The organism is Kitasatospora sp. NPDC058063, from assembly GCF_042885395.1.
Lineage (GTDB): Bacteria > Actinomycetota > Actinomycetes > Streptomycetales > Streptomycetaceae > Kitasatospora > Kitasatospora lactacystinica.
In genome coordinates this window covers 155430-177605 of sequence record NZ_JBHVSD010000013.1, presented here as the reverse complement: position 1 = coordinate 177605, position 22176 = coordinate 155430, and the positions used below count along the sequence as shown (strand labels likewise).

The following is a 22176-nucleotide window of genomic DNA, read 5'->3' as shown; positions in this document are numbered from 1 at the left end:
GGGGTTGGGCGTCTCCTTCTGCGGCTGTCGGTCAGTCACGTTCGCCGCCCAGGGCCATCCGGACGAGTTCGTCGACGGCCATGGCGTTGATGTCGGCGGCGGGAGCCGGCGTGTCCGGTGTCTCCGGCCGGTCGGCGAGGTGCGCCCCGGCGGCCTTCCCGGTGCCGGCGGGGTCGCCCGGCCCGTCGGGTACCAGGCGCCCGGTGAGGTGGGCGGCGACGGCGGCCGGGGTGGGGTGGTCGAAGACCAGGGTGGCGGGCAGCCGGCGGCCGGTGGCGGCGCCGAGCCGGTTGCGGAGTTCGACGGAGGTGAGCGAGTCGAAGCCGAGGTCCTTGAACGCCTGGTCCGGGTCGACGGCCTCGGGTCCGCCGTGGCCGAGGATGTCGGCGACCCGGCTCCGTACCAGGTCGAGCAGGGTGGCGACGCGTTCCTCCGGGGTGAGGCCGGCCAGCCGGCGGCGCAGCGAGTCCGCTTCGGCGGCGTCCGCCCCGGAGGCGGGGCGGCGTGCGGTACCGGGGACCAGGGCGGCGAGCAGGGCCGGGACGGGTCCGGTCCGGGCTGCCGTCCGGAGCCGGCCGAGGTCGATCTTGACCGGGACGAGCAGCGGTTCGTCCAGGGTGAGTGCCGCGTCGAACAGGGCCAGGCCCTCTTCGCTGCCGATGGCCGCGGTGCCTCCCCGGGACATCCGCCGCAGGTCGGCGGCGGTGAGCGTGCCGGTCATGGTGCTGCGGCGCGCCCACAGGCCCCAGGCGAGCGACTGGGCGGGCAGTTTCAGGGCACGGCGGTGCTGGGCGAGCGCGTCGAGGAAGGCGTTGGCGGCCGCGTAGTTGCCCTGCCCGGCGTTGCCGACCGTGGCGGACGCGGAGGAGAACAGGACGAAGGCCGACAGCGGCAGGTCACGGGTGAGGTTGTGCAGGTTGAGGGCCGCGTCGACCTTGGGCCGCAGGACGTGGCGCATCCGCCCGGGGGTCAGCGACTCGATCGTCCCGTCGTCCAGGACGCCGGCCGCGTGGACGACCGCGCTCAGCGGGCGGTCGGCGGGGATGCCGGCGAGCAGCGCGGCGAGCGCGTCCCGGTCGGCGACGTCACAGGCCTCCACGTCCACCCGGGCGCCGAGGCCGCGCAGTTCGGCGGCGAGGTCGGCCAGGCCCGGGGCGTCCGTGCCGCGCCTGCCGACGAGCAGCAGGTTCCGTACGCCGTGCGCGGTCACGAGGTGCTGTGCCACCAGGCCGCCGAGCGCGCCGCCGGCCCCGGTGACGAGGACGGTTCCCCCGGCCGCGGCGATACCGGACGGTGTGTCCGGGTCCGAGCCCGAGAGCGCGTCCGGGCCCGGATTCGGGTCCGTGGCGACGGTGGCCCTGGTGAGGCGGGCGGCGAGGAGCTCTCCGCCGCGTATCGCCAGTTGGGGTTCCGTTCCGGCCAGTGCCCGGGGCAGCAGGCCGGCCACGGCGGCCGGGTCGTCGGTGTCGATCAGCAGGAAGCGGTCCGGGTGCTCGGACTGGGCGGAGCGGACGAGGCCGCGGACCGCGGCGCCGGTGAGGTCGGTGACCTCCTCGCCGGCTGTCGTGGAGACCGCGCCCCGGGTGACGAGCACGAGCCGGGTGCCGTCGTCCCACCGCGGGTCGGCCAGCCAGTCCTGGACGAGCCGCAGGGCGTCTTCCAGTGCGGTGTGCACGGATGCGGCGTCGGGCGGGGACGAAAGGTCCGGGGTGTGGTCGCACCAGGCCAGCACGGCGGCGGGCGACGGCGCTCCCCCGTCCAGCGCGGCACCGAGCGCGGCCAGGTCCGGATGGCTGTCCGGGAAGAGTTCCCGGCCGCCGAGGACAGCCCAGTGTCCGAGGGGGTCGGCGGGTGCGGTGGCGGGCACCGCCGACCATCGCACCCGGTAGAGGGATTCCGGGCCGCCGCCCGGGCGGAGGGTGTCGAGGTCGATCGGGCGGACGGCGAGCGCCTCGACCGACGCGACCGGGAGGCCGTTCGGGTCGGTCGCGTCGATCGACACCGATCCGTCCGGCCGGAAGCCGAGCCGTACCCTGAGCGCCGTGGCTCCGGAGGCGTGCAGCCCGACTCCGCTCCAGGAGAACGGCAGTCCGGCGGACGGCCGGTCCGCGCCCGATTCGGTGTCCGGCCGAGCCCGCAGGAACAGCCCCTGGAGGGCGGCGTCCAGGAGGGCGGGGTGCACGCCGAAGGCGGAGGCGGACCGGTGCTGGTCCTCGGGCAGACGTACCTCGGTGAAGATCTCGTCACCCCGGCGCCAGGCAGCGGTGAGCCCGCGGAAGGCGGGTCCGTAGCCGTAACCGGAGGCACGGAACCGCTCGTACAGGTCGTCGACGGGGATCGGGACGGCGCCGGGCGGGGGCCAGGAGCCGGCGTCGTCCGGTACGGCCGAGGACGACGGCTCGCGGGTCGTGGCGTCGGCGGTGAGCCTGCCGGTCGCGTGCGCGGTCCAGTGCGGGGTCGCCGCGTCCTCGCGGCAGGAGAACAGGTCCAGTGAGCGGCTGCCGTGCGCGTCCGTGGCGCCGACCCGGACCTGCAGGCGGACGGCGGTGTCGGCGGGTATCAACAGCGGTGACTGGAGCGTCAGTTCCTCCACCGTGTGGCAGCCGGCCTCGTCCGCGGCGCGTACCGCGAGTTCCGCGAAGGCCGCGCCGGGCAGCAGGACCGTACCGGCCACCGCATGGTCGGCGAGCCAGGGGTGGGTACGCAGCGAGATCCGGCCCGTGAGCAGCAGTTCACCCGTGTCGGCCAGTTCGACGGCCGCTCCGAGGACGGGGTGGTCGGCCGGATCGAGCCCGGCCGCGCCCACATCGGCCGCCGCGGTGGGCGCCGGCTCGGGCCAGTAGCGGCTGCGCTGGAAGGCGTACGTCGGCAGCTCGACCCGCCGCGCGCCCGGGAACGCACCCGAGAAGTCCACGCCCAGCCCGCACTCCCACGCACGACCCACCGCACGCAACACCTGCGCCGGACCGCCCTCCCCGCGACGCAAGGTCCCCAGCACCACGGCCTCCACACCCGCGGCCTCCGCCGACTCCCCCACCGCCACACCCAGCACCGCATGCGGACTGGACTCGACGAAGAACCGGAAGCCCTCCCCCAGCAGCATCTCGGTGGCCTGCTCGAACTCGACGGTCTCCCGCAGGTTGCGGTACCAGTACTCGGCGTCCAGGACCTCCGTGTCCAGCCAGCCGCCCGTCACCGTCGAGAAGAACGGCACAGAACCCGCGAGAGGGGCGATCCCGTCGAGATCGGAGAGCAGCTGCTCGCGGACCTCCTCGACGTGCGCGGAGTGCGACGCGTAGTCGACCTCGATCAGACGCGCCCGCACCCCCTCCCCCACGAGCTCTTCCACCAGCGCGGCCACCGCGTCCGCGTCACCCGACACCACCGTCGACGACGGACCGTTCACCGCCGCCACCGACAACCGGCCCGCGATCCGCTCCCGCACCGCCTCCACCGGCAGGGGAACCGACGCCATCCCGCCACGGCCCGCCAGCGCACCCACCGCACGGGAACGCAGCGCGACCACCCGCGCTCCGTCGTCGATGCTCAGGCCACCCGCCACCACCGCCGCGGCGATCTCGCCCTGCGAGTGGCCCACCACCGCGTCCGGAACGACGCCGAACGCGCGCCACACCTCCGCCAGCGACACCATCACCGCCCACAGCACCGGCTGCACCACATCGACCCGCGCCAACAGCGCCTCCGAACCCAGCGCCTCCCCCAACGACCAGTCCGCATAAGGCGCCAGAGCCCGCTCGCACTCCGCCATCCGTTCCGCGAACACAGCCGATCCGGCCAGCAGCTCCGCGGCCATCCCCACCCACTGCGAACCCTGACCCGGGAACACCAGCACCGAACGACCGTCGACCGGGCGACCGCCGTCCCACGCTCCCGAATCGTCGTCGGCCATCCGGCCCAGCAGGGTGTGGAGTTGGTCCCGGTCCCCGACCAGTGCCTTCCGGTACTCGAAGGCGGTGCGCGCGTGCAGGGCGGATCCGGTGTCGCGCGGGTCGACCCCGGGGTTGCCATCCAGGTGGCGGCGCAGCCGGTCGGCCTGGAGGCGCAGTGCCTGCGGGCTCTTCGCCGACAGCAGCCAGGGCACCGCCGGCAGGGGAGTGCGCTCGGCCGGCGGGCCGTCGTCCTCCAGGGGGGTGTGTTCGAGGATGGTGTGGACGTTGGTGCCGCTCAGGCCGAAGGAGGACACTCCGGCCCGGAAGGGGCGGCCGTGGGACGGCCAGGGCTGCTGCTCGGTCGCGAGGGCCAGCGCTCCGCGCGTCCAGTCGACGTGGCCGGAGGGCCTGCTGACGTGCAGGGTGCGGGGCACCTGCCCGTGCTGCATGGACAGCACCGTCTTGATGACCCCCGCCACACCCGATGCCGCCTGGGCGTGGCCGAGGTTGGACTTGAGGGAGCCGACCAGCAGGGGCCGTTCGGCGGGCCGGTCCTGGCCGTAGGTGGCCAGCAGGGCCTGCGCCTCGATCGGGTCGCCGAGGGTGGTGCCGGTGCCGTGCGCCTCCACCACGTCCACCTCGGAGGCCGACAGGCCCGCGTCCGCCAGCGCCGCCCGGATCACCCGCTGCTGCGACGGACCGTTGGGGGCGGAGAGTCCGTTGCTGGCGCCGTCCTGGTTGACGGCGGAGCCGCGTACCACCGCCAGTACCGGGTGTCCGTTGCGGCGGGCGTCCGACAGCCGCTCCAGCAGCAGGACGCCGACGCCTTCGCCCATGCCCATGCCGTCCGCGTCGTCCGAGAAGGCCTTGCAGCGGCCGTCCTCGGCGAGTCCCCGTTGCCGGGAGAAGCTGATCAGGGCGCCGGGGGTCGCCATCAGGGCGACGCCGCCGACCAGGGCGAGGGAGCAGTCGCCGCCGCGCAGGGCCCGGCCGGCGTAGTGCATGGCGACGAGTGAGGAGGAGCAGGCCGTGTCGATGGTCACGGCGGGGCCTTCGAGGCCCAGGGTGTAGGCGACCCGGCCGGATACGACGCTGGGTGCGCTGCCGGTGAGCAGGTGGCCCTCTCCTTCCTCCGACTGGGCGACGACGGCCGCGTAGTCGGCGTAGTTGACGCCGGTGAACACTCCGGTGCGGCTGCCGCGCAGGGCGGCCGGGTCGATGGCGGCGCGTTCGATCGCCTCCCAGGTGGTTTCCAGGAGCAGCCGCTGCTGGGGGTCCATGGCCAGGGCTTCGCGCGGCGAGATGCCGAAGAACTCCGCGTCGAACTCGGCGGCGTCGTGCAGGAAGCCGCCCCGCCGGGTGGTCGAGGTGCCGGGGCGGTCGGGGTCGGGGTCGTAGAGGGCTTCGATGTCCCAGCCGCGGTCGGTGGGGAAGTCCGAGACGGCATCGCCGCCGTCGGCGAGCAGGCGCCACAGGTCTTCGGGGGTGCCGATGCCGCCGGGGAAGCGGCAGGCCATGGACACGATCGCGATCGGCTCGTCGTCGGGCGCGGGCGGGTGCGCGGCGGCGTCCGGGGCGGCCGGGTCCGGGTCGGTGGCCTGCCGGCCGAGCAGTTCGGCGCGGATCTCCCGGGCGAGCGCGGTGGACGACGGGTGGTCGAAGATCAGCGTGGACGGCAGCCGCAGTCCGGTGGCGGTGTTGAGCCGGTTGCGGAGTTCGACCGCGGTGAGGGAGGCGAAGCCCATGTCCTGGAAGGCCCTGCCGGGCCGGATCGCGTCCACCGAGGGATGGCCGAGGACGGCTGCCGCGTGGGTGCGGACCAGGTCGAGCAGCAGGCGGTGCTGTTCGGATTCGGCGAGGGCGGCGAGCCGTTGGCGCAGCAGCGCGGCGGCGGGTGCCTCCGTGTCGCCGGTCGCGGCTTCCAGGGCGCGGCGCGCTTCGGGGATGCCGGTGAGCAGCGGGCTGCGGCGGGTGGAGGTGAAGACGGCGGCGAACTGCTCCCAGTCGACGTCGGCGACGGCGAGTACGGTCTCGTCGTCGTCGAGTGCCTGTTGCAGGGCGTGGACCGCGAGGTCGGGGGCGATCCGGGGCAGGCCGTGCTGCTCCAGGTTGAACAGGTCGGCGTCCGCTCCGGCGATGCGGTCCTGGAAGGGGTTCTCGGCCTGCCAGATGCCCCAGTCGACGGTGGTGGCGGTGAGGCCGCGGGCCCGGCGGTGCTGGGCCAGGGCGTCGAGGTAGGCGTTGGCCGCGGCGTAGGCGCCGTGGTCGCCGCTGCCCCAGACTCCGGCGATCGAGGAGAACAGGACGAAGGCGTCGAGTTCGCGGTCCAGCAGGGCGTCGAGGTGTTCGGCGCCGGCGGCCTTGGCGGCGACGATCTGTTCGAACGCGGACATCGGTGTGCCGTCCAGGGGGGCGAGCGCGACGAACGCGGCCGCGTGGACGACCGCGGTGACCGGGTCGCCCGCCGTGTCCAGGCCGGTGAGCAGTTCCGCCACGGCCTGACGGTCCGCCAGGTCGCAGACGGGCAGGGTCAGTCGTACGCCGAGGGCGGCCAGTTCCGCGGCGAGTTCGGCCGCGCCGGGTGCCTGGGGGCCGCGGCGGCCGGGCAGGACGAGGTGGGTGGCGCCGCTGCGGGCCAGCCAGCGGGCGAGGTGCGGGCCGACGGCTCCGGTGCCGCCGGTCAGCAGGACGGTGCCGCGGGGCTTCCAGTGCTTCGTACGGCTGTCGTCCCGGGGGGCGCGCCGGAGGCGGCGGGCCAGCAGGCCGGTGGGGCGCAGGGCGAGCTGGTCCTCGCGGCCGGGGCCGTCCGGGCCGGTGCCGGGGGCCGTCAGGACGGCGGCGAGGCGGGTCCTGGCGCGGGCGTCGAGGTCCGGCGGCAGGTCGATGAGTCCGCCCCAGCGGGCGGACAGTTCCAGCGCGGCCACCAGTCCGGTGCCCCAGACCAGTGCCTGGCGGGGGTCGGTGACCGGGTCGTCCGGGCCCGTGGACACGGCCCCGGCGGTGGCGCACCACAGGGGTGCGGTGAGGGCGAGGTCGCCCAGGGCCTGCACCAGGGCGACGGTGAGTGCCGTCCCGGTGGGCAGGGCCGGGTGGTCGGGGTGGGGCCGGTCCTCGGCGGCCAGCAGCGACAGCACGCCCGTCGGGACGCGGTCGCCGAGGGCGGTGGCGAGCGTGTCCGCGAGGTCCGTGCGGCGGACGGCGTCGGCGGTGAGTTCGGCCGTGACGACGGTGGCGCCCGCTTCGGTGAGGGCGAGGAGCGGGCCGCGTACCCGTGCGTCGTCGTGTCCGGCGGGCAGGACGACGAGCCAGGTGCCGGCGGCGGGGGTGGCGGCCGGCGGGTCGGGCAGGGGCTGCCAGCCGATGCGGTAGCGCCAGGAGTCGATGACGCTCTCGTCGCGCCGCTGTTTGCGCCAGCCTCGCAGGGCGGGCAGGACGGGGGCGAGGGCGTCCTCGTCGACGGCGAGGTGGGCGGCGATCTCGGCCGGGGCGTCGTGGTCGACCATGTGCCAGAAGGCCGTGTCGTGCGGGTCGGCGGCGGCCGGTCCGGTGCCGGGCGCCGCCTCCGGCTCCAGCCAGTAGTGCCGCAGCTGGAAGGGGTATCCGGGCAGGGCGGTCGGGCGGGCGCCGGTGCCGGCGTACACCGCGGACCAGTCGACGGCCGCGCCGGCCACCCACAGTTCGGCGGCCGAGCGCAGGGCCCGGCGCAGTCCGCCGTCGTCGCGGCGCAGGGTGCCGACGACCACGGGCGGCTCCTCGGCGCCGGTGGCCTCGGCGGTGTCCTGGAGGGCCATGGTCAGCACCGGGTGCGGCGACACCTCGACGAAGACCTCGTGGCCCTGTTCGATCAGGGAGCGGACGGCGGCATCGAAGCGGACGGTCCCGCGGAGGTTGCGGTACCAGTAGTCGGCGTCCATGACCGTGGTGTCGAGCCGGTCGCCGGTGACGGTGGAGAACAGCGGGATCCGGGCCGGGAGCGGGCGTACGCCGGCCAGCGCGGCCAGCACCTCGGACCTGATCCCTTCGACCTGGGCCGAGTGCGAGGCGTAGTCCACGGGTACGGACCGGGCCCGTACGCCCTGTGCGGCGCAGTGGGCGAGCAGTTCGGCCAGGGCCCGGGTCTCGCCCGAGACCACCACGGCGGCGGGCCCGTTGACGGCGGCCACCGACAGCTTCTCGGCCCAGGGGGCGATCTCGGCGCGGACCCGGTCCTCGGGCAGGGACACCGCGACCATGCCGCCGAGTCCGGCCAGCGCCCGGATGGCCCGGCTGCGCAGGGCGACGACCTTCGCCCCGTCCTCCAGGCTCAGCGCTCCCGCCACCACGGCGGCGGCGATCTCGCCCTGGCTGTGCCCGACCACGGCGTCGGGCCGGACGCCCCAGGACTCCCAGTGCGCGGCCAGTGACACCATCACCGCCCACAGCACCGGCTGCACCACGTCCACCCGTTCCAGGGAGGGTGCCCCGGGCGCGCCCTCCAGGACGGCGGGGAGCCGCCAGTCGACATGGGCGGAGAGGGCGGCGTCGCAGGCGGCGAGGCGGTCCCGGAAGGCGGGGCTGGTGGCGAGCAGGTCCTGTGCCATGCCGGCCCACTGGGAGCCCTGGCCGGGGAACACCAGGGCCGTCGGGCCCTGGACGGCCCGGCCGGTGCCCGCGACGACGTCGGCGGGCGTGGCCGGGGCGGGAGCCGGGGCCGGGGCGGTGGAGAGGTCCGTGCCCGGCCCGGACAGGGCGGCGAGGCCGTCCAGCAGTGCGGGGCACCCGTCGCCGATCACCACGGCCCGGTGTTCGAAGGCGGACCGGGTGGTCGCCAGCGAGAACCCGATGTCGGCCGCCCGTGCGGGCGCGTCCGTGGCCAGCCGGGCGCGCAGCCGGGCCGCCTGGTCCCCGAGCGCCGACGCGGTGCGGCCGGACAGCACCCAGGGCAGCACGGCCCCGGGCGCACCCGCCCCGGCTGCGGTGTCCGGGCCGTCGGTCGCCGCTTCCGGTCCGTCGGCCGGTTCCGGCTCCGGTGCCTGTTCGAGGACGACGTGCGCATTGGTGCCGCTCATGCCGAACGAGGACACCCCGGCCCGGCGCGGCCGGTCGACGGCGGGCCACTCGCGGGCCTCGGTGAGGAGTTCGACGGCGCCCGAGGACCAGTCGGCGTGCGGGGTGGGCGCGTCCACGTGCAGGGTGCGGGGCAGGACGCCGTGCCGCAGCGCGAGCACCGTCTTGATGACCCCGGCGACCCCGGCGGCGGCCTGGGTGTGCCCGATGTTGGACTTCAGCGACCCCAGCCACAGCGGACGCCCGGCGGGCCGGTCCTGGCCGTAGGTGGCCAGCAGCGCGTCGGCCTCGATCGGGTCGCCGAGGGTGGTGCCGGTGCCGTGCGCCTCCACCGCGTCCACCTCGGACGCCGTCAGCCCCGCGTCCGCGAGCGCCGCCCGGATCACCCGCTGCTGGGAGGGGCCGTTGGGGGCGGTCAGGCCGTTGCTGGCACCGTCCTGGTTGATCGCCGAACCGCGCAGCACGGCCAGCACCGGGTGGCCGTTGCGGCGCGCGTCCGACAGCCGCTCCAGCAGCAGCATCCCCACGCCCTCGCCCCAGCCGGTGCCGTCCGCGGCCGCCGCGAACGGCTTGCAGCGGCCGTCGGCGGACATCGCGCCCTGCCGGCTGAACTCGACGAACACCGCCGGCAGCGCCATCACGCTGACCCCGCCGGCGAGGGCGAGCGAGCACTCCCCGGCCCGCAGGGCGCGCGCCGCGAGGTGCAGCGCCACCAGCGAAGCCGAACAGGCGGTGTCCACGGTGACGGCGGGGCCTTCGAGGCCGAGCGCGTAGGAAACCCGCCCGGACATCACGCTCATCGAGTTCCCCGTCATCAGGAACCCCTGGACGGCTTCGGCGGCACCGGAGCCCAGCGTCGCGTACCCCTGGTCGATGGCCGCGGCGTACACCCCGGTGCGGCTGCCCCGCAGGGAGAACGGGTCGATGCCGGCCTGCTCGACGGCCTCCCAGGACGCCATAAGCAGCAGCCGCTGCTGCGGGTCCATCGCGACCGCCTCGCGGGGCGAGATGCCGAAGAACTCCGGGTCGAAGTCCGCCGCGCCGTCCAGGAACGCCCCCCGCCCGGGGACGGTGCCGCCGGACGGCCAGGCGGTCTCCCAGCCCCGGTCGCCGGGGACGGGCGCGACGGTGTCGCGGCCTTCGGCGAGCAGTTCCCACAGGTCCTCGGGGGTGCGGACACCGCCGGGGAAGCGGCAGCTCATCGCCACGATCGCGATCGGCTCGCTCGTGCGGGCCTCGGCCTCCCGGAGCCGCTGCCGGGTGTCCCGAAGGTCGATGGTCACCCGGTTGAGGTAGTCGCGCATCCTCTGGTCGCTCACTGGACACCGCTGCTTTCGTCTCGGGCCGCTCGGGTCTCGTCTCGGACTGCGCGGGACGCGCAGGGTGCGCAGGGTGCGCGGAACGGTGCCCTGGTCATGCGGATCCCAGCTGCCGGTCGATGTAGTCGAACATCTCGTCGTCGCTGGCCGCCTCGATCAGCTCGGGGGCCAGGTCGTCCACATCGCCCGTGGGGCGGGCGGCGGCGGCCGGTGTCCCGCCGGGCAGCGGGCGGGACAGCACTTCCCTTATCCGGGCGGCGAGTTCGTCGCTGACGCCGTCCGGCGGCAGGGCGTCGAGCAGGGTCTCCAGGGTGTCGAGCCCGGCCCGGACCGCCGCGTCGCCGGTCGGGCGGGCGGCGGTGACCCGCTCGGCGAGGTGGCGTGCCAGTGCCTCCGGGGTGGGGTGGTCGAAGACCAGCGCGGCCGGCAGCCGCAGCCCGGTCGAGGACACCAGCCGGTTGCGCAGTTCGACCCCGGTGAGGGAGTCGAAGCCGACCTCCTTGAACGGGCGGGCCGGGCGGATCAGGTTCGGCGAACTGTGGCCGAGCACCGCCGCCGCGTTGCCGCGCACCAGGTCGAGCAGGGTCCGGTGCAGCTCGGCCTCGGGCAGCTCGGCAAGCTGCTGCGCCATCGAACGGGCCGGTGCCGCGGCGGAGGCGGCGGCCGTACGGGCGGGGCGGGCCAGCCCGCGGAGCACGGCGGGCAGCCGGTCGTCCGCCCGCAGCACGGACGGGGCGATCCTGGCCGCGAGCCGGTAGGCGTACGGGGAGTCCAGCGCCGCGTCGAACAGGGCGAGGCCCTCCGCCGAGGTCAGCGCGCCCGCCCCGGCGCCCCGACCCGCGGTGACCGCGGCGGTCATCCCGCTGCGCTCCTCCCACAGGCCCCAGCCGATGGACAGGCCGGGCAACCCCTCGGCCCGGCGTTCGGCGGCGAGGGCGTCGAGGACCGCGTTGGCGGCGGCGTAGTTCGCCTGCCCGGCCGCGCCGAACTGGGCGGCGCCCGAGGAGAACAGGACCAGCGCCGCGAGGTCGAGGTCCCGGGTGAGTTCGTGCAGGGCCAGCGCCGCGTCCGCCTTGGGCCGCAGGACGCGGTCGAGCCGGTCCGGCGTCAGCCCGGCGATCGTGGCGTCGTCCAGGACACCGGCCGCGTGGACGACGGCGGTCAGCGGGTGCGCGGCAGGCACCGACCCGAGCAGGGCGGTGAGCGCGGCGCGGTCGGCGACGTCGCAGGCGGCGACGGTCACCGAGGCCCCGAGCCCGGTCAGTTCCCGCACCAGCTCCGGCATCCCGTCGGCGGATCCGCCCCGGCGGCCCGCCAGCAGCAGGTGCCGGGTTCCGTGCGCGACGACCAGGTGCCGGGCAAGGAGCCGTCCCAGGGTGCCGGTGGCCCCGGTGACCAGGACGGTCCCTTCGGGGTCCGGCGCAGCGGGCAGCAGCAGGACGTTCTTGCCGACGCCCCGGGCCTGGCTGAGCGAGCGCAGGGCGGCCGGTGCCTGCCGGACGTCCCAGCCGGTGACGGGCAGGGGACGCAGCACCCCCTGCTCGAACAGGTCCAGGACGTCGGCGAGCATCTCGCCGATCCGCTCCGGACCGGCCTCCATCAGGTCGAACGCCCGGTAGCGCACCCCGGGGTGCTGCCGGGCGACCGTCCCGGGGTCGCGGACGTCGGTCTTGCCCATCTCCACGAACCGGCCGCCGTTCGGCAGCAGCCGCAGACCGGCATCGACGAACTCCCGCGCCAGGCTGTCGAGTACGACGTCGACGCCCCGCCCGCCGGTGGCCGTCAGGAACTTCTCGGCGAAGTCGGTGGTACGGGTCGAGGCGATGTGCTCGGTGTCCAGTCCGCCGGCCTTCAGGACGTCCCACTTGGCGGGGGAGGCGGTCGCGAACACCCGCGCACCGGCGTGCCGGGCGAGCTGTACCGCCGCCATGCCGACACCGCCGGCCGCGGCGTGGACCAGCACCGATTCGCCGCGCCGCAGTCCGCCGAGATCGAACAGACCGTAGTAGGCGGTGAGGAACACCACCGGCACGGATGCGGCGCGGGCGAAGGACCAGCCCGCCGGTATCCGGGCGACGGTGCGGCGGTCGGCGACGGCGGTCGGGCCGAACGCGCCCCCGAAGATCCCCATCACCCGGTCCCCGGGCACCAGGTCGTCGACACCCGGGCCGACCTCGATGACGGTTCCGGCGCCCTCGCTGCCCAGGCCCTGCTGTTCGGGGTCGGGGTCCAGGCCGAGCGCGGCGATGACGTCGTGGAAGTTCAGCCCGGCGGCGCGCACCGCGATCCGCACCTCGCCCTTGCCCAGCGGGGCGAGGGCCGCAGGCGCGGGCTCCGCCGCGATGTCCTCCACGGAGCCCCGGCCGTCGGCGGTGAGCCGCCAGGCCGCGCCGTCCGGCAGGGACAGCGTGCCGTCCGGCCGTCCGCCGCGGACCAGCCGCGGCAGCAGCGGCGGGCCGGTCCGCAACGCCAGCTCGGGTTCCCCGGTGGCGAGCGCCGCAGGCAGGGCGTCCGCCGGCTCGCCCGTCCCGGCCGCGTCGACGAGGACGAAGCGCCCGGGGTGCTCGGCCCGCGCGCTGCGCACCAGGCCCCACAGGGCGGCCTGGGCGGGATCGACGGGACGGTCGAGCGGTCCGGTACGGACCGCGTCCTTGGTGAGCAGGGCCAGCCTGGCCTCGGCGAACCGCTCGTCGGCCAGCCACTGCTGTACCAGGGCCAGGCCCCGGTGCGCGGTGACGCGGACCCGGTCGGCGGGGTCGGGCAGGTCGGCGGTGGCGACGGCCGCCACGATCACCTCGGGGAGGGCGGCGCCCGCTTCGAGCGCGGCTCCCAGGGCGTCGAGGTCCGGCAACGTCGCCGCGCCGGGGACGGCACCGCCGAGGGCGGCCCAGGTGGGCACGGCACTGTCGGCCGGGTCGGCGGCCGGGGTCCAGTCGAGGCGGTACAGCAGGTCGGCGTGGGCGTTCGCGGAGAGCGGCCCGCCCGCGGCCGGGGGCCGCAGCAGCAGGCCCTCCACGCCGAGCACCTGCCGTCCCGACAGGTCGTGGGCGTGCAGGGTCACGGAGTCCGGCGCGCCGGCGGCGAGCCGCACCCGCAGCGTGGTGGCGCCGGTGATCCCGCCGGTCACACCGTTCCAGCTGAAGGGCAACCGGGCCCCGCCGTCCTGGTCGGGCAGCAGTGCGGCGATCTGGAGGGCCGCGTCCAGCAGCGCGGGGTGCAGCACGCACCCGGCGGCGTCGGCGTGCTGCGGCTCCGGCAGCACCACCTCGGCGAACACCTCGCCGTCGCGGAGCCACGCGGCACGGATGCCGCGGAAGGCGGGGCCGTAGTGGTAGCCGGCCTCGGCGAAGCGCTCGTAGAGGTCGCCGGTGTCCACGGGTTCGGCACCGGACGGCGGCCAGCTCAGCAGGCCGGCCGAAGCTCCGACCGGATCCCCGGCGGGCCCGGGCACCAGGGTGCCGGTGGCGTGCTCCGTCCAGGGCGCGTCGGCGTCCCGGGTCGTGCGGGCGAACACGCTGAGCCTCCGCCGACCGTCGCCGTCGGGCGCGGCGACTCGGAGCTGCAGGTGAACGGCACCCTCGTCCGGGAGCACGAGGGCCGATCCGAGGGTGAGTTCCTCGACCACCGGGCAGTCCGCCTCGGCTCCGGCGCGCAGCGCGAGTTCGAGGAAGGCCGTGCCGGGGAGGAGGACGACGCCCGACACCGCGTGATCGGCGAGCCAGGGGTGGGTACGCAGCGAGATCCGGCCGCTGAGCAGCAGCTCGTCGGAGTCCGCGACCTGCGCCACCGCACCGAGCAGCGGGTGCCCGGTCGTGGCGAGACCCGCCGAGGCGACGTCCCAGCTCGTGGTCGGGACGTCGAGCCAGTAGCGGCTGCGCTGGAAGGCGTACGTCGGCAGGTCGACCCGCCGCGCCCCCGGGAACGCACCCGACCAGTCCACCCCCAGCCCGCACTCCCACGCACGACCCACCGCACGCAACACCTGCGCCGGACCGCCCTCCCCCCGGCGCAAGGTCCCCAGCACCACCGCATCCACACCCGCGGCCTCCACCGACTCCCCCACCGCCACACCCAGCACCGCATGCGGACTGGACTCGACGAAGAACCGGAAACCCTCCCCCAACAACGCCGCCGTGGCCCGCCCGAACTCCACCGTCTCCCGCAGGTTGCGGTACCAGTACTCGGCGTCCAGGACCTCCGTGTCCAACCAGCCGCCCGTCACCGTCGAGAAGAACGGCACAGAACCCGAGACCGGGGTGATCCCGTCGAGATCGGAGAGCAGCTGCTCACGGACCTCCTCCACGTGCGCGGAGTGCGACGCGTAGTCGACCTCGATCAACCGCGCCCGCACCCCCTCCCCGACCAAGGCCTCCACCAGTGCCGCCACCGCGTCCGCGTCACCCGACACCACCGTCGATGACGGACCGTTCACCGCCGCCACCGACAACCGGCCCGTGATCCGCTCCCGCACCGCCTCCACCGGCAGGGGAACCGACGCCATCCCGCCACGGCCCGCCAGCGCACCCACCGCACGGGAACGCAACGCCACCACCCGCGCCCCGTCGTCGATGCTCAGACCACCCGCCACCACGGCCGCGGCGATCTCGCCCTGAGAGTGGCCCACCACCGCGTCCGGGACGACCCCGAACGAGCGCCACACCTCCGCCAGCGACACCATCACCGCCCACAGCACCGGCTGCACCACGTCCACCCGCGCCAGCAGCGCCTCCGAACCCAGCGCCTCCCCCAACGACCAATCCGCATAAGGCGCCAGAGCCCGCTCGCACTCCGCCATCCGCCCCGCGAACACCTCAGATTCGGCCAACAGCTCCGCAGCCATCCCCACCCACTGCGAACCCTGACCCGGGAACACCAGCACCGAACGACCGGAAACCAACCCGCCGCCGGACACCGCAGCACCCTGCGACAGCGCGGTCAGGTGCTCGGCGAGGTTCTCCTCCGTGCCCACCAGCACCGCACGGTGTGCCAGCGCGCTGCGGCCCGTGGCCAGGGAGAAGGCCACGTCCGCGGCGCGGACGCCCGAACCGTCGCCGATCCGGGCCGACAGCGCGGCGGCCTGGGCGCGCAGCGCCTCCGGAGTGCGCGCCGAGAGGAGCAGGGGGACGGCGGCGGGTGCGGTCTCCGGTGTCCCGGGCTGGTCGACGAGCGTGTCCGCGGAAGCCGTCGGGTCGTCCGGGGCCTGTTCGAGGACGACGTGGGCGTTGGTGCCGCTGACGCCGAAGGAGGACACGCCGGCCCGCCGCGGGCGGCCCGTGTCGTCCCACGTACGGGCCTCCGTCAGCAGTCGGCCGGCTCCCGCCGACCAGTCCACCTCGGGCGTGGGCCCGTCCACGTGCAGCGTCCTGGGCATCACGCCGTGCCGCAGGGCGAGCACCGACTTGATGACCCCCGCCACACCGGCGGCAGCCGAGGCGTGTCCGATGTTGGACTTCAGCGAGCCGATCCACACCGGACGGTCCGCCGGACGGTCCTGCCCGTACGTCGCCAGCAGGGCCTGCGCCTCGATCGGGTCGCCCAGCCGCGTCCCCGTACCGTGTGCCTCCACCACGTCCACCGCGGACGCCGGCAGCCCCGCGTCCGCGAGCGCCGCCCGGATCACCCGCTGCTGCGACGGACCGTTCGGCGCCGTCAGACCGTTGCTCGCACCGTCCTGATTCACCGCCGAACCCCGCACCACCGCCAGCACCGGATGCCCGTTGCGCCGCGCGTCCGACAGCCGCTCCACCAGCAGCATGCCGACGCCCTCGCCGAAGGCGGTCCCGTCGGCCGCCGCGGCGAAGGACTTGCAGCGGCCGTCCGGGGCGAGTCCGCCCTGTCGGCTGAACTCGACGAACAGTTCGGGGCTGCACATCACGTTGACGCCGCCGGCCAGGGCCAGCGAGCACTCGCCGGACCTCAGCGCCCGTACCGCGAGGTGCAGGGCCACCAGCGAGGACGAGCACGCCGTGTCGACGGTGACCGCGGGGCCTTCCAGGCCGAAGAAGTAGGCCAGGCGTCCGGAGACGATGCTGCCCGAGTTGCCGGTGCCGAGGAATCCTTCGACGTCCTCGGGGATGTAGGGCAGCAGCCGGGCTGCGTAGTCCTGCTGCATCAGGCCGACGTACGTGCCGACGGGGGCGCCGCGCAGGGCGGCCGGGTCGATGGCCGCGCGCTCGAAGAGTTCCCAGGTGGTCTCCAGCAGCAGCCGCTGCTGCGGGTCCATGGCCAGGGCCTCGCGCGGCGAGATGCCGAAGAACTCCGCGTCGAACTCGGCGGCGTCGTACAGGAAGCCGCCGTCGCGGGTGATGGAGGTGCCGATGCGGTCGGGATCGGGGTCGTAGAGGGCTTCGACGTCCCAGCCGCGGTCGGTGGGGAACCCGGAGACGCCGTCGCGGCCCTCGGACAGCATCCGCCACAGGTCCTCGGGTGAGCGGACGCCGCCGGGGAGGCGGCAGGCCGCGGCGACGATCGCGATCCGGTCGTCGTCCGCGTCCCGGTTCCGGTCGGCCGGCCCCGCGGGTACGGCGGGCAGGACGGCGGTGGCCGTCTCCGGGTCCGTGAGCCCGGCGCGCAGGAAGTCCGCGAGCGCCGCCGGGGTCGGGTGGTCGAACACCAGGCTGGCGGGGAGCCGCAGGCCGGTGGCGGCGTTCAGGCGGTTGCGCAGGTTCACCGAGGCCAGTGAGTCGAATCCCAGTTCGCGGAAGGCCCGTCCGGGGTCGAGGGTGTCCGGGGAGGCGTGGCCGAGGACCGCTGCCGCGTGGGTGCGGACGAGTTCGACGAGCAGCCGGGTCCGTCCGGTGCCGTCGAGGGTCGCGAGGCGCAGGCGCAGGGCGTTGTCGTCGGCCGTCGCCTCCGCGGCCGTGGCCGCCCGGCGCGGCGGTGTGCGCACCAGGCCGCGCAGCAGCGGCGGCAGGGTGCCGTCCGCCGCCGCGGACCGCAGGGCCGCAGCGTCGAGGCGCATCGGGACCAGGGCGGCCCGGTCCACGGTGAGGGCGGTGTCGAGGAGCGCGAGTCCTCGCTCGGTGGAGAGCGGCGGCATCCCGGACCGGGCGAGGCGTCGTACGTCGTCCTCGTCGAGGTGTCCGGTGAGGGCGCTGGGCTGCTCCCACAGGGTCCAGGCCAGGGACTGGCCGGCCAGCCCTGCCGCCCGGCGCCGGGTGGCCAGGGCGTCGAGGAAGGCGTTGGCGGCGGCGTAGTTGGCCTGTCCGGGGCCGCCGAAGGTGCCCGCGGCCGAGGAGAAGAGCACGAAGTGCGTGAGGTCGAGGTCGCGGGTCAGTTCGTGCAGGTGGAGGGCGGCGTCGACCTTGGGGCGCAGCACGGCGTCCACCCGTTCGGGGGTGAGTGCGGTGACGACGCCGTCGTCGAGGGTGCCCGCGGTGTGGACCACGGCGGTCAGCGGGTGCGCGGCCGGCAGGTCCGCGAGTACGGCGGCCAGGGCGGTCCGGTCGGCGGCGTCGCAGGCGACGACGGCGGTCTCGGCTCCCAGCGCGGCGAGTTCGGCCCGCAGTTCTTCGGCTCCGGCGGCGGCCGGGCCGCTGCGGGAGAGCAGCAGCAGGTGCCGGACGCCGTGCCCGGTGACCAGGCGGCGGGCGACGTGGGAGCCGAGCAGGCCGGTGCCGCCGGTGATGAGGACCGTGCCGTCCGGGTCGAAGGCCGGGAGGCGCCCTGCCGCGTCGTCCGGGAGGTCCGGGTCGTTCCTGAGGACTCGGACCAGGCGGGGTGTGCGGACGTCGTCGCCGCGGACCGCGGACTGCGGTTCTCCCGAGGCGAGGGCCGCGGCGACGCCCGCGGAGGTGCCGTGCTCGTCGTCGGCGTCGAGGTCGAGCAGGGCGAAGCGCCCGGGGTGTTCGGACCCGGCCGAGCGGACCAGGCCCCAGAGCGCGCTGTGCGCGGGGTTGCGGACGTCCTCCCCCTCCCCGGTGCTGACCGCGCCCCGGGTGGCGAACACCAGGCGCGAGCCGGCGAAGCGGTCGTCGGCGAGCCAGGTCCGGACGTCGGCCAGGGCCTGGTGGACGGCCGCGCGGACCGCCGCGGCCGCTCCGGCCGCATCCGCGGGCTCCACGGGCTCCGCGGGCTCCGCGCAGGCGAGCAGGACCGTCTCGGGCACCGGGGCTCCGGCGTCGACGGCGGCCAGCAGCGTGGCCAGGTCCGCGGTGCGGTGGACGGGTGCGCCGCTGCCGCGCGGGGGTGCGGTGACCCACTCCGTCGCGTAGAGGTCCTGGTGGCGGCGGCCGTGGGGGGTGCGGTCGGTGCCGGGGCCGGCGGTGCCCGCGGGCCGCAGGACCAGCGCGTCCACGGTCGCCACGGGGGCGCCGGTCGCGTCGGCGACGGCGAGCGTCACCGTGTCGGGTCCGGCCGGGGCGAGCCGGACGCGGATCGCGTCGGCGCCGGCGGCGTGCAGGGTCACGCCGTTCCAGGAGAACGGCAGCCTTCCCTCGGGGTGGGCGTCCGCACCGGGGGTGCCGGGCACGCCGGTGGCGTGCAGGGCCGCGTCCAGCAGGGCCGGGTGCAGGCCGAAGCGGGCGGCGTCGGGTGCGGGCCCGGCGGGCACGACGGCCTCCGCGAACAGCTCGTCGCCGCGCCGCCAGGCCGCGCGCAGGCCCTGGAAGGCGGGACCGTAGGCGAATCCGCCGGCCGCGAAGCGGTCGTACAGTCCGTCGAGGGCGAGGGTTTCGGCGCCGGGCGGCGGCCAGGGCATCGGCCCGTCGGCCTCGGCGCTTTCCGCGCCGTCCTGGGCCAGGACGCCTTCGGCGTGCCTGGTCCACTCCTCGTCGAGGGCGCCGTCGAGGTCGCCGTCGGCGGGTGCGTCCGGCCGGGAGTGCAGGCTGAGCGGGCGGCGGCCCAGGGAGTCGGGGGCGCCCACGGTGAGGCGCAGCACGGTGCCGCCGTGTTCGGGCAGCACCAGGGGCGCCTCAAGGGTGAATTCCTCGACCCGGGGGCAGCCGACGCGGGCTCCGGCCTGGAGCGCGAGTTCCAGGAAGGCGGTGCCCGGGAGCAGTGCCCGGCCGCCGACGGCGTGGTCGGCGAGCCACGGGTGGGTGCGGGCCGACAGGCGGCCGGTGAGGAGCAGGCCGTCGCTGTCGGCGAGGACCACGACGGCGCCCAGCAGCGGATGGTCCGCGGGGGTCAGTCCGGCGGAGGTGACGTCGGCGTCGGGCGCGGCGCCGTCCTCCAGCCAGTACGGGTCGCGCTGGAAGGCGTAGGTGGGCAGTTCCACCCGTCCGGGGCGGCGGTCGGCGAAGACGGTGTCCCAGTCCGGGGAGACTCCGCGCAGGTGGAGTTCGGCCAGGGACTCGGTGAACCGGCGCGGGCCGCCGTCGTCGCGGCGCAGGGTGCCCACGGCGGTGGCGTCGGCGCCGGCGTCCTCGGCGGTCTCCAGGACTCCGACGGTGAGGACGGGGTGCGGGCTGCTCTCCAGGAGGACCTGGTAGCCGTCGGCGAGCAGGGCGCGGGTCGCCTGTTCGAAGCGGACGGTCCCGCGGAGGTTGCGGTACCAGTAGTCGGCGTCCAGGGCGGTGGTGTCCTCCAGCAGGCCGCCGGTGAGAGTGGAGTAGAAGGGGACGGTGGACCGACGGGGGGTCAGTCCGTCGAGCCGGGCGAGCAGTTCGGTGCGGATGTCCTCGACGTGGGCGCTGTGCGAGGCGTAGTCGACGGGGATGCGCCGGCTGCGGATGTCCAGGGCCGCCGTCCGGTCGAGGAACGCGTCGAGCGCGTCGGTGTCGCCGGAGACCACGGTGGAGGCGGGTCCGTTGACGGCGGCGACGGAGAGCCGGCCGTCCCAGGGGGCGAGGTGTTCGGCGACCTGTTCGGCGGGCAGGGCCACCGAGGCCATGCCGCCGCGGCCGGACAGCGCCCGGATGGCGCGGCTGCGCAGGGCGACGACCTTCGCCCCGTCCTCCAGGCTCAGCGCTCCCGCCACCACGGCGGCGGCGATCTCGCCCTGGGAGTGGCCGACGACCGCGCCGGGGGTGATGCCGTGGGAGCGCCACAGTTCGGCCAGGGAGACCATGACGGCCCACAGCGCCGGCTGCACCACGTCGACGCGGTCGGCCGGCGGGGTGCCGGGGGCGCCGCGCAGGACGGCTTCCAGGGACCAGTCGACGAAGGGGGTCAGGGCGCGTTCGCAGTCCGCGACGCGGGCGGCGAAGGCGGGGGCGGAGTCGAGGAGTTCGACGGCCATGCCGGCCCATTGGGAGCCCTGTCCGGGGAACACCAGGGCGACTTCGCCGCCGGTTCCGGCGGTGCCGAGGACCAGGCCGGGGACGGTGCGGCCGTCCGCCAGGGCGTCGAGGCCGGCCCGGAACTCGTCGGGGTGGGCGCCGATCAGGACCGCCCGGTGCTCGTGCGCGGCGCGGGTCGTCGCGAGGGCGTGGCCGACCTCGGCCGGGCCGGGGCCGGGGTGGGCGTCGAGGTGGTCGCGGAGCCGTGCGGCCTGGGCGCGCAGCGCTTCGGCGGTGCGTCCGGAGAGCACCCAGGGGAGGACGGCGGGGGCGGCGGGTTCGTCGGCCTGTTCCAGGACGGGTTCGTCCGCCTGTTCCAGGACGACGTGTCCGTTGGTGCCGCTGACGCCGAAGGAGGACACCGCGGCCCGGCGGGGCCGTCCGGTCTCGGGCCAGGGGGTGTTCGCGGTGACCAGGCGTACCGCGCCCGCGGTCCAGTCGATCCGCGGGGACGGGTCCTGCGCGTGCAGGGTGGGCGGGACGGTGCCGTGCCGCATGGCGAGGACGGTCTTGATGACGCCGCCGACGCCGGCCGCCGCCTGGGTGTGCCCGATGTTGGACTTCAGCGAGCCGAGCAGCAGCGGCTGCCCGTCGGCGCGGTTCTGCCCGTAGGTGGCCAGCAGGGCCTGGGCCTCGATCGGGTCGCCCAGCGGGGTGCCGGTGCCGTGCGCCTCGACCACGTCCACGTCGGCGGGGGTGAGGCCGGCGTTGGCCAGGGCGTGGCGGATGACGCGCTGCTGGGCGGGGCCGTTGGGGGCGGTGAGCCTGCTGCTGGCGCCGTCCTGGTTGACGGCGGTGCCGCGGATCAGGGCGAGGACCGGGTGGCCGTTTCGCCGGGCGTCGGAGAGGCGCTCCAGCAGGAGCATGCCGACGCCCTCGCCCCAGCCGGTGCCGTCGGCGGCGGCGGCGAAGGACTTGCAGCGGCCGTCCCGGGCCAGGCCGCCCTGGCGGCTCATCTCCACGAACGGGACGGGTGTCGACATGACCATCGCGCCCCCGGCCAGGGCCAGGGTGCAGTCGCCGGCCCGCAGGGCCTGGGCGGCGAGGTGGATGGCGACCAGCGAGGAGGAGCAGGCGGTGTCGATGCTGACCGCCGGGCCCTCCAGGCCGAAGGTGTAGGCGACGCGGCCCGAGGCGACGCTGTCGGAGCTGCCGTTGCCGATGTAGCCGGCCACATCGTCGGGGACCTGGCGCAGCCGTACCGCGTAGTCCTGGTACATCACGCCGGCGAAGACGCCGGTCCTGCTGCCCCGCAGGGTCGCGGGGTCGATGCCGGCCCGTTCGAACGCCTCCCAGGTGGTCTCCAGGAGGAGCCGCTGCTGCGGGTCCATCGCGAGCGCTTCGCGCGGGGAGATCCCGAAGAATCCGGGGTCGAAGTGCCCGACGTCGTCGAGGAAGCCGCCCAGGGCGGTGTGGCTGGTGCCCTCGCGCAGCTGGTCCGGGTCGTCCAGGTGGTCCAGGTCCCAGCCCCGGTCGCCGGGGAAGCCGGTGATGGCGTCGGTGCCGTCGGTGACCAGGCGCCACAGGTCCTCGGGGGACCGTACGCCGCCGGGGTAGCGGCAGCTCATCGCGACGACCGCGATCGGTTCGCGGCCCGCTTCCTCGGCCTCGGTCAGGCGCCGGCGGGTGTGGTGCAGGTCCGCCGTCACGCGCTTGAGGTAGTCCCTCAGCTTGTCGTCGTTCACCATCGGGAGCCGCCGT

The 22176-nt window shown here is 75.8% G+C and carries 2 protein-coding genes; both read right to left on the bottom strand.

Translation table 11 applies throughout. The annotated features are described in order from the left end of the window. Positions 1 to 31: 31 nt before the first annotated feature. The gene (locus tag ACFVUY_RS23515; protein ID WP_387732823.1) at positions 32 to 10255 is read right to left on the bottom strand and encodes a type I polyketide synthase; all 10224 of its coding nucleotides are present in this window, start codon (positions 10253 to 10255) and stop codon (positions 32 to 34) included. Between the two features lie 94 nt (positions 10256 to 10349). Continuing rightward, entirely contained in the window at positions 10350 to 22163 is an 11814-nt protein-coding gene (locus tag ACFVUY_RS23510; RefSeq protein WP_387732820.1) for an SDR family NAD(P)-dependent oxidoreductase, read from the bottom strand. Between the last annotated feature and the right edge of the window lie 13 nt (positions 22164 to 22176).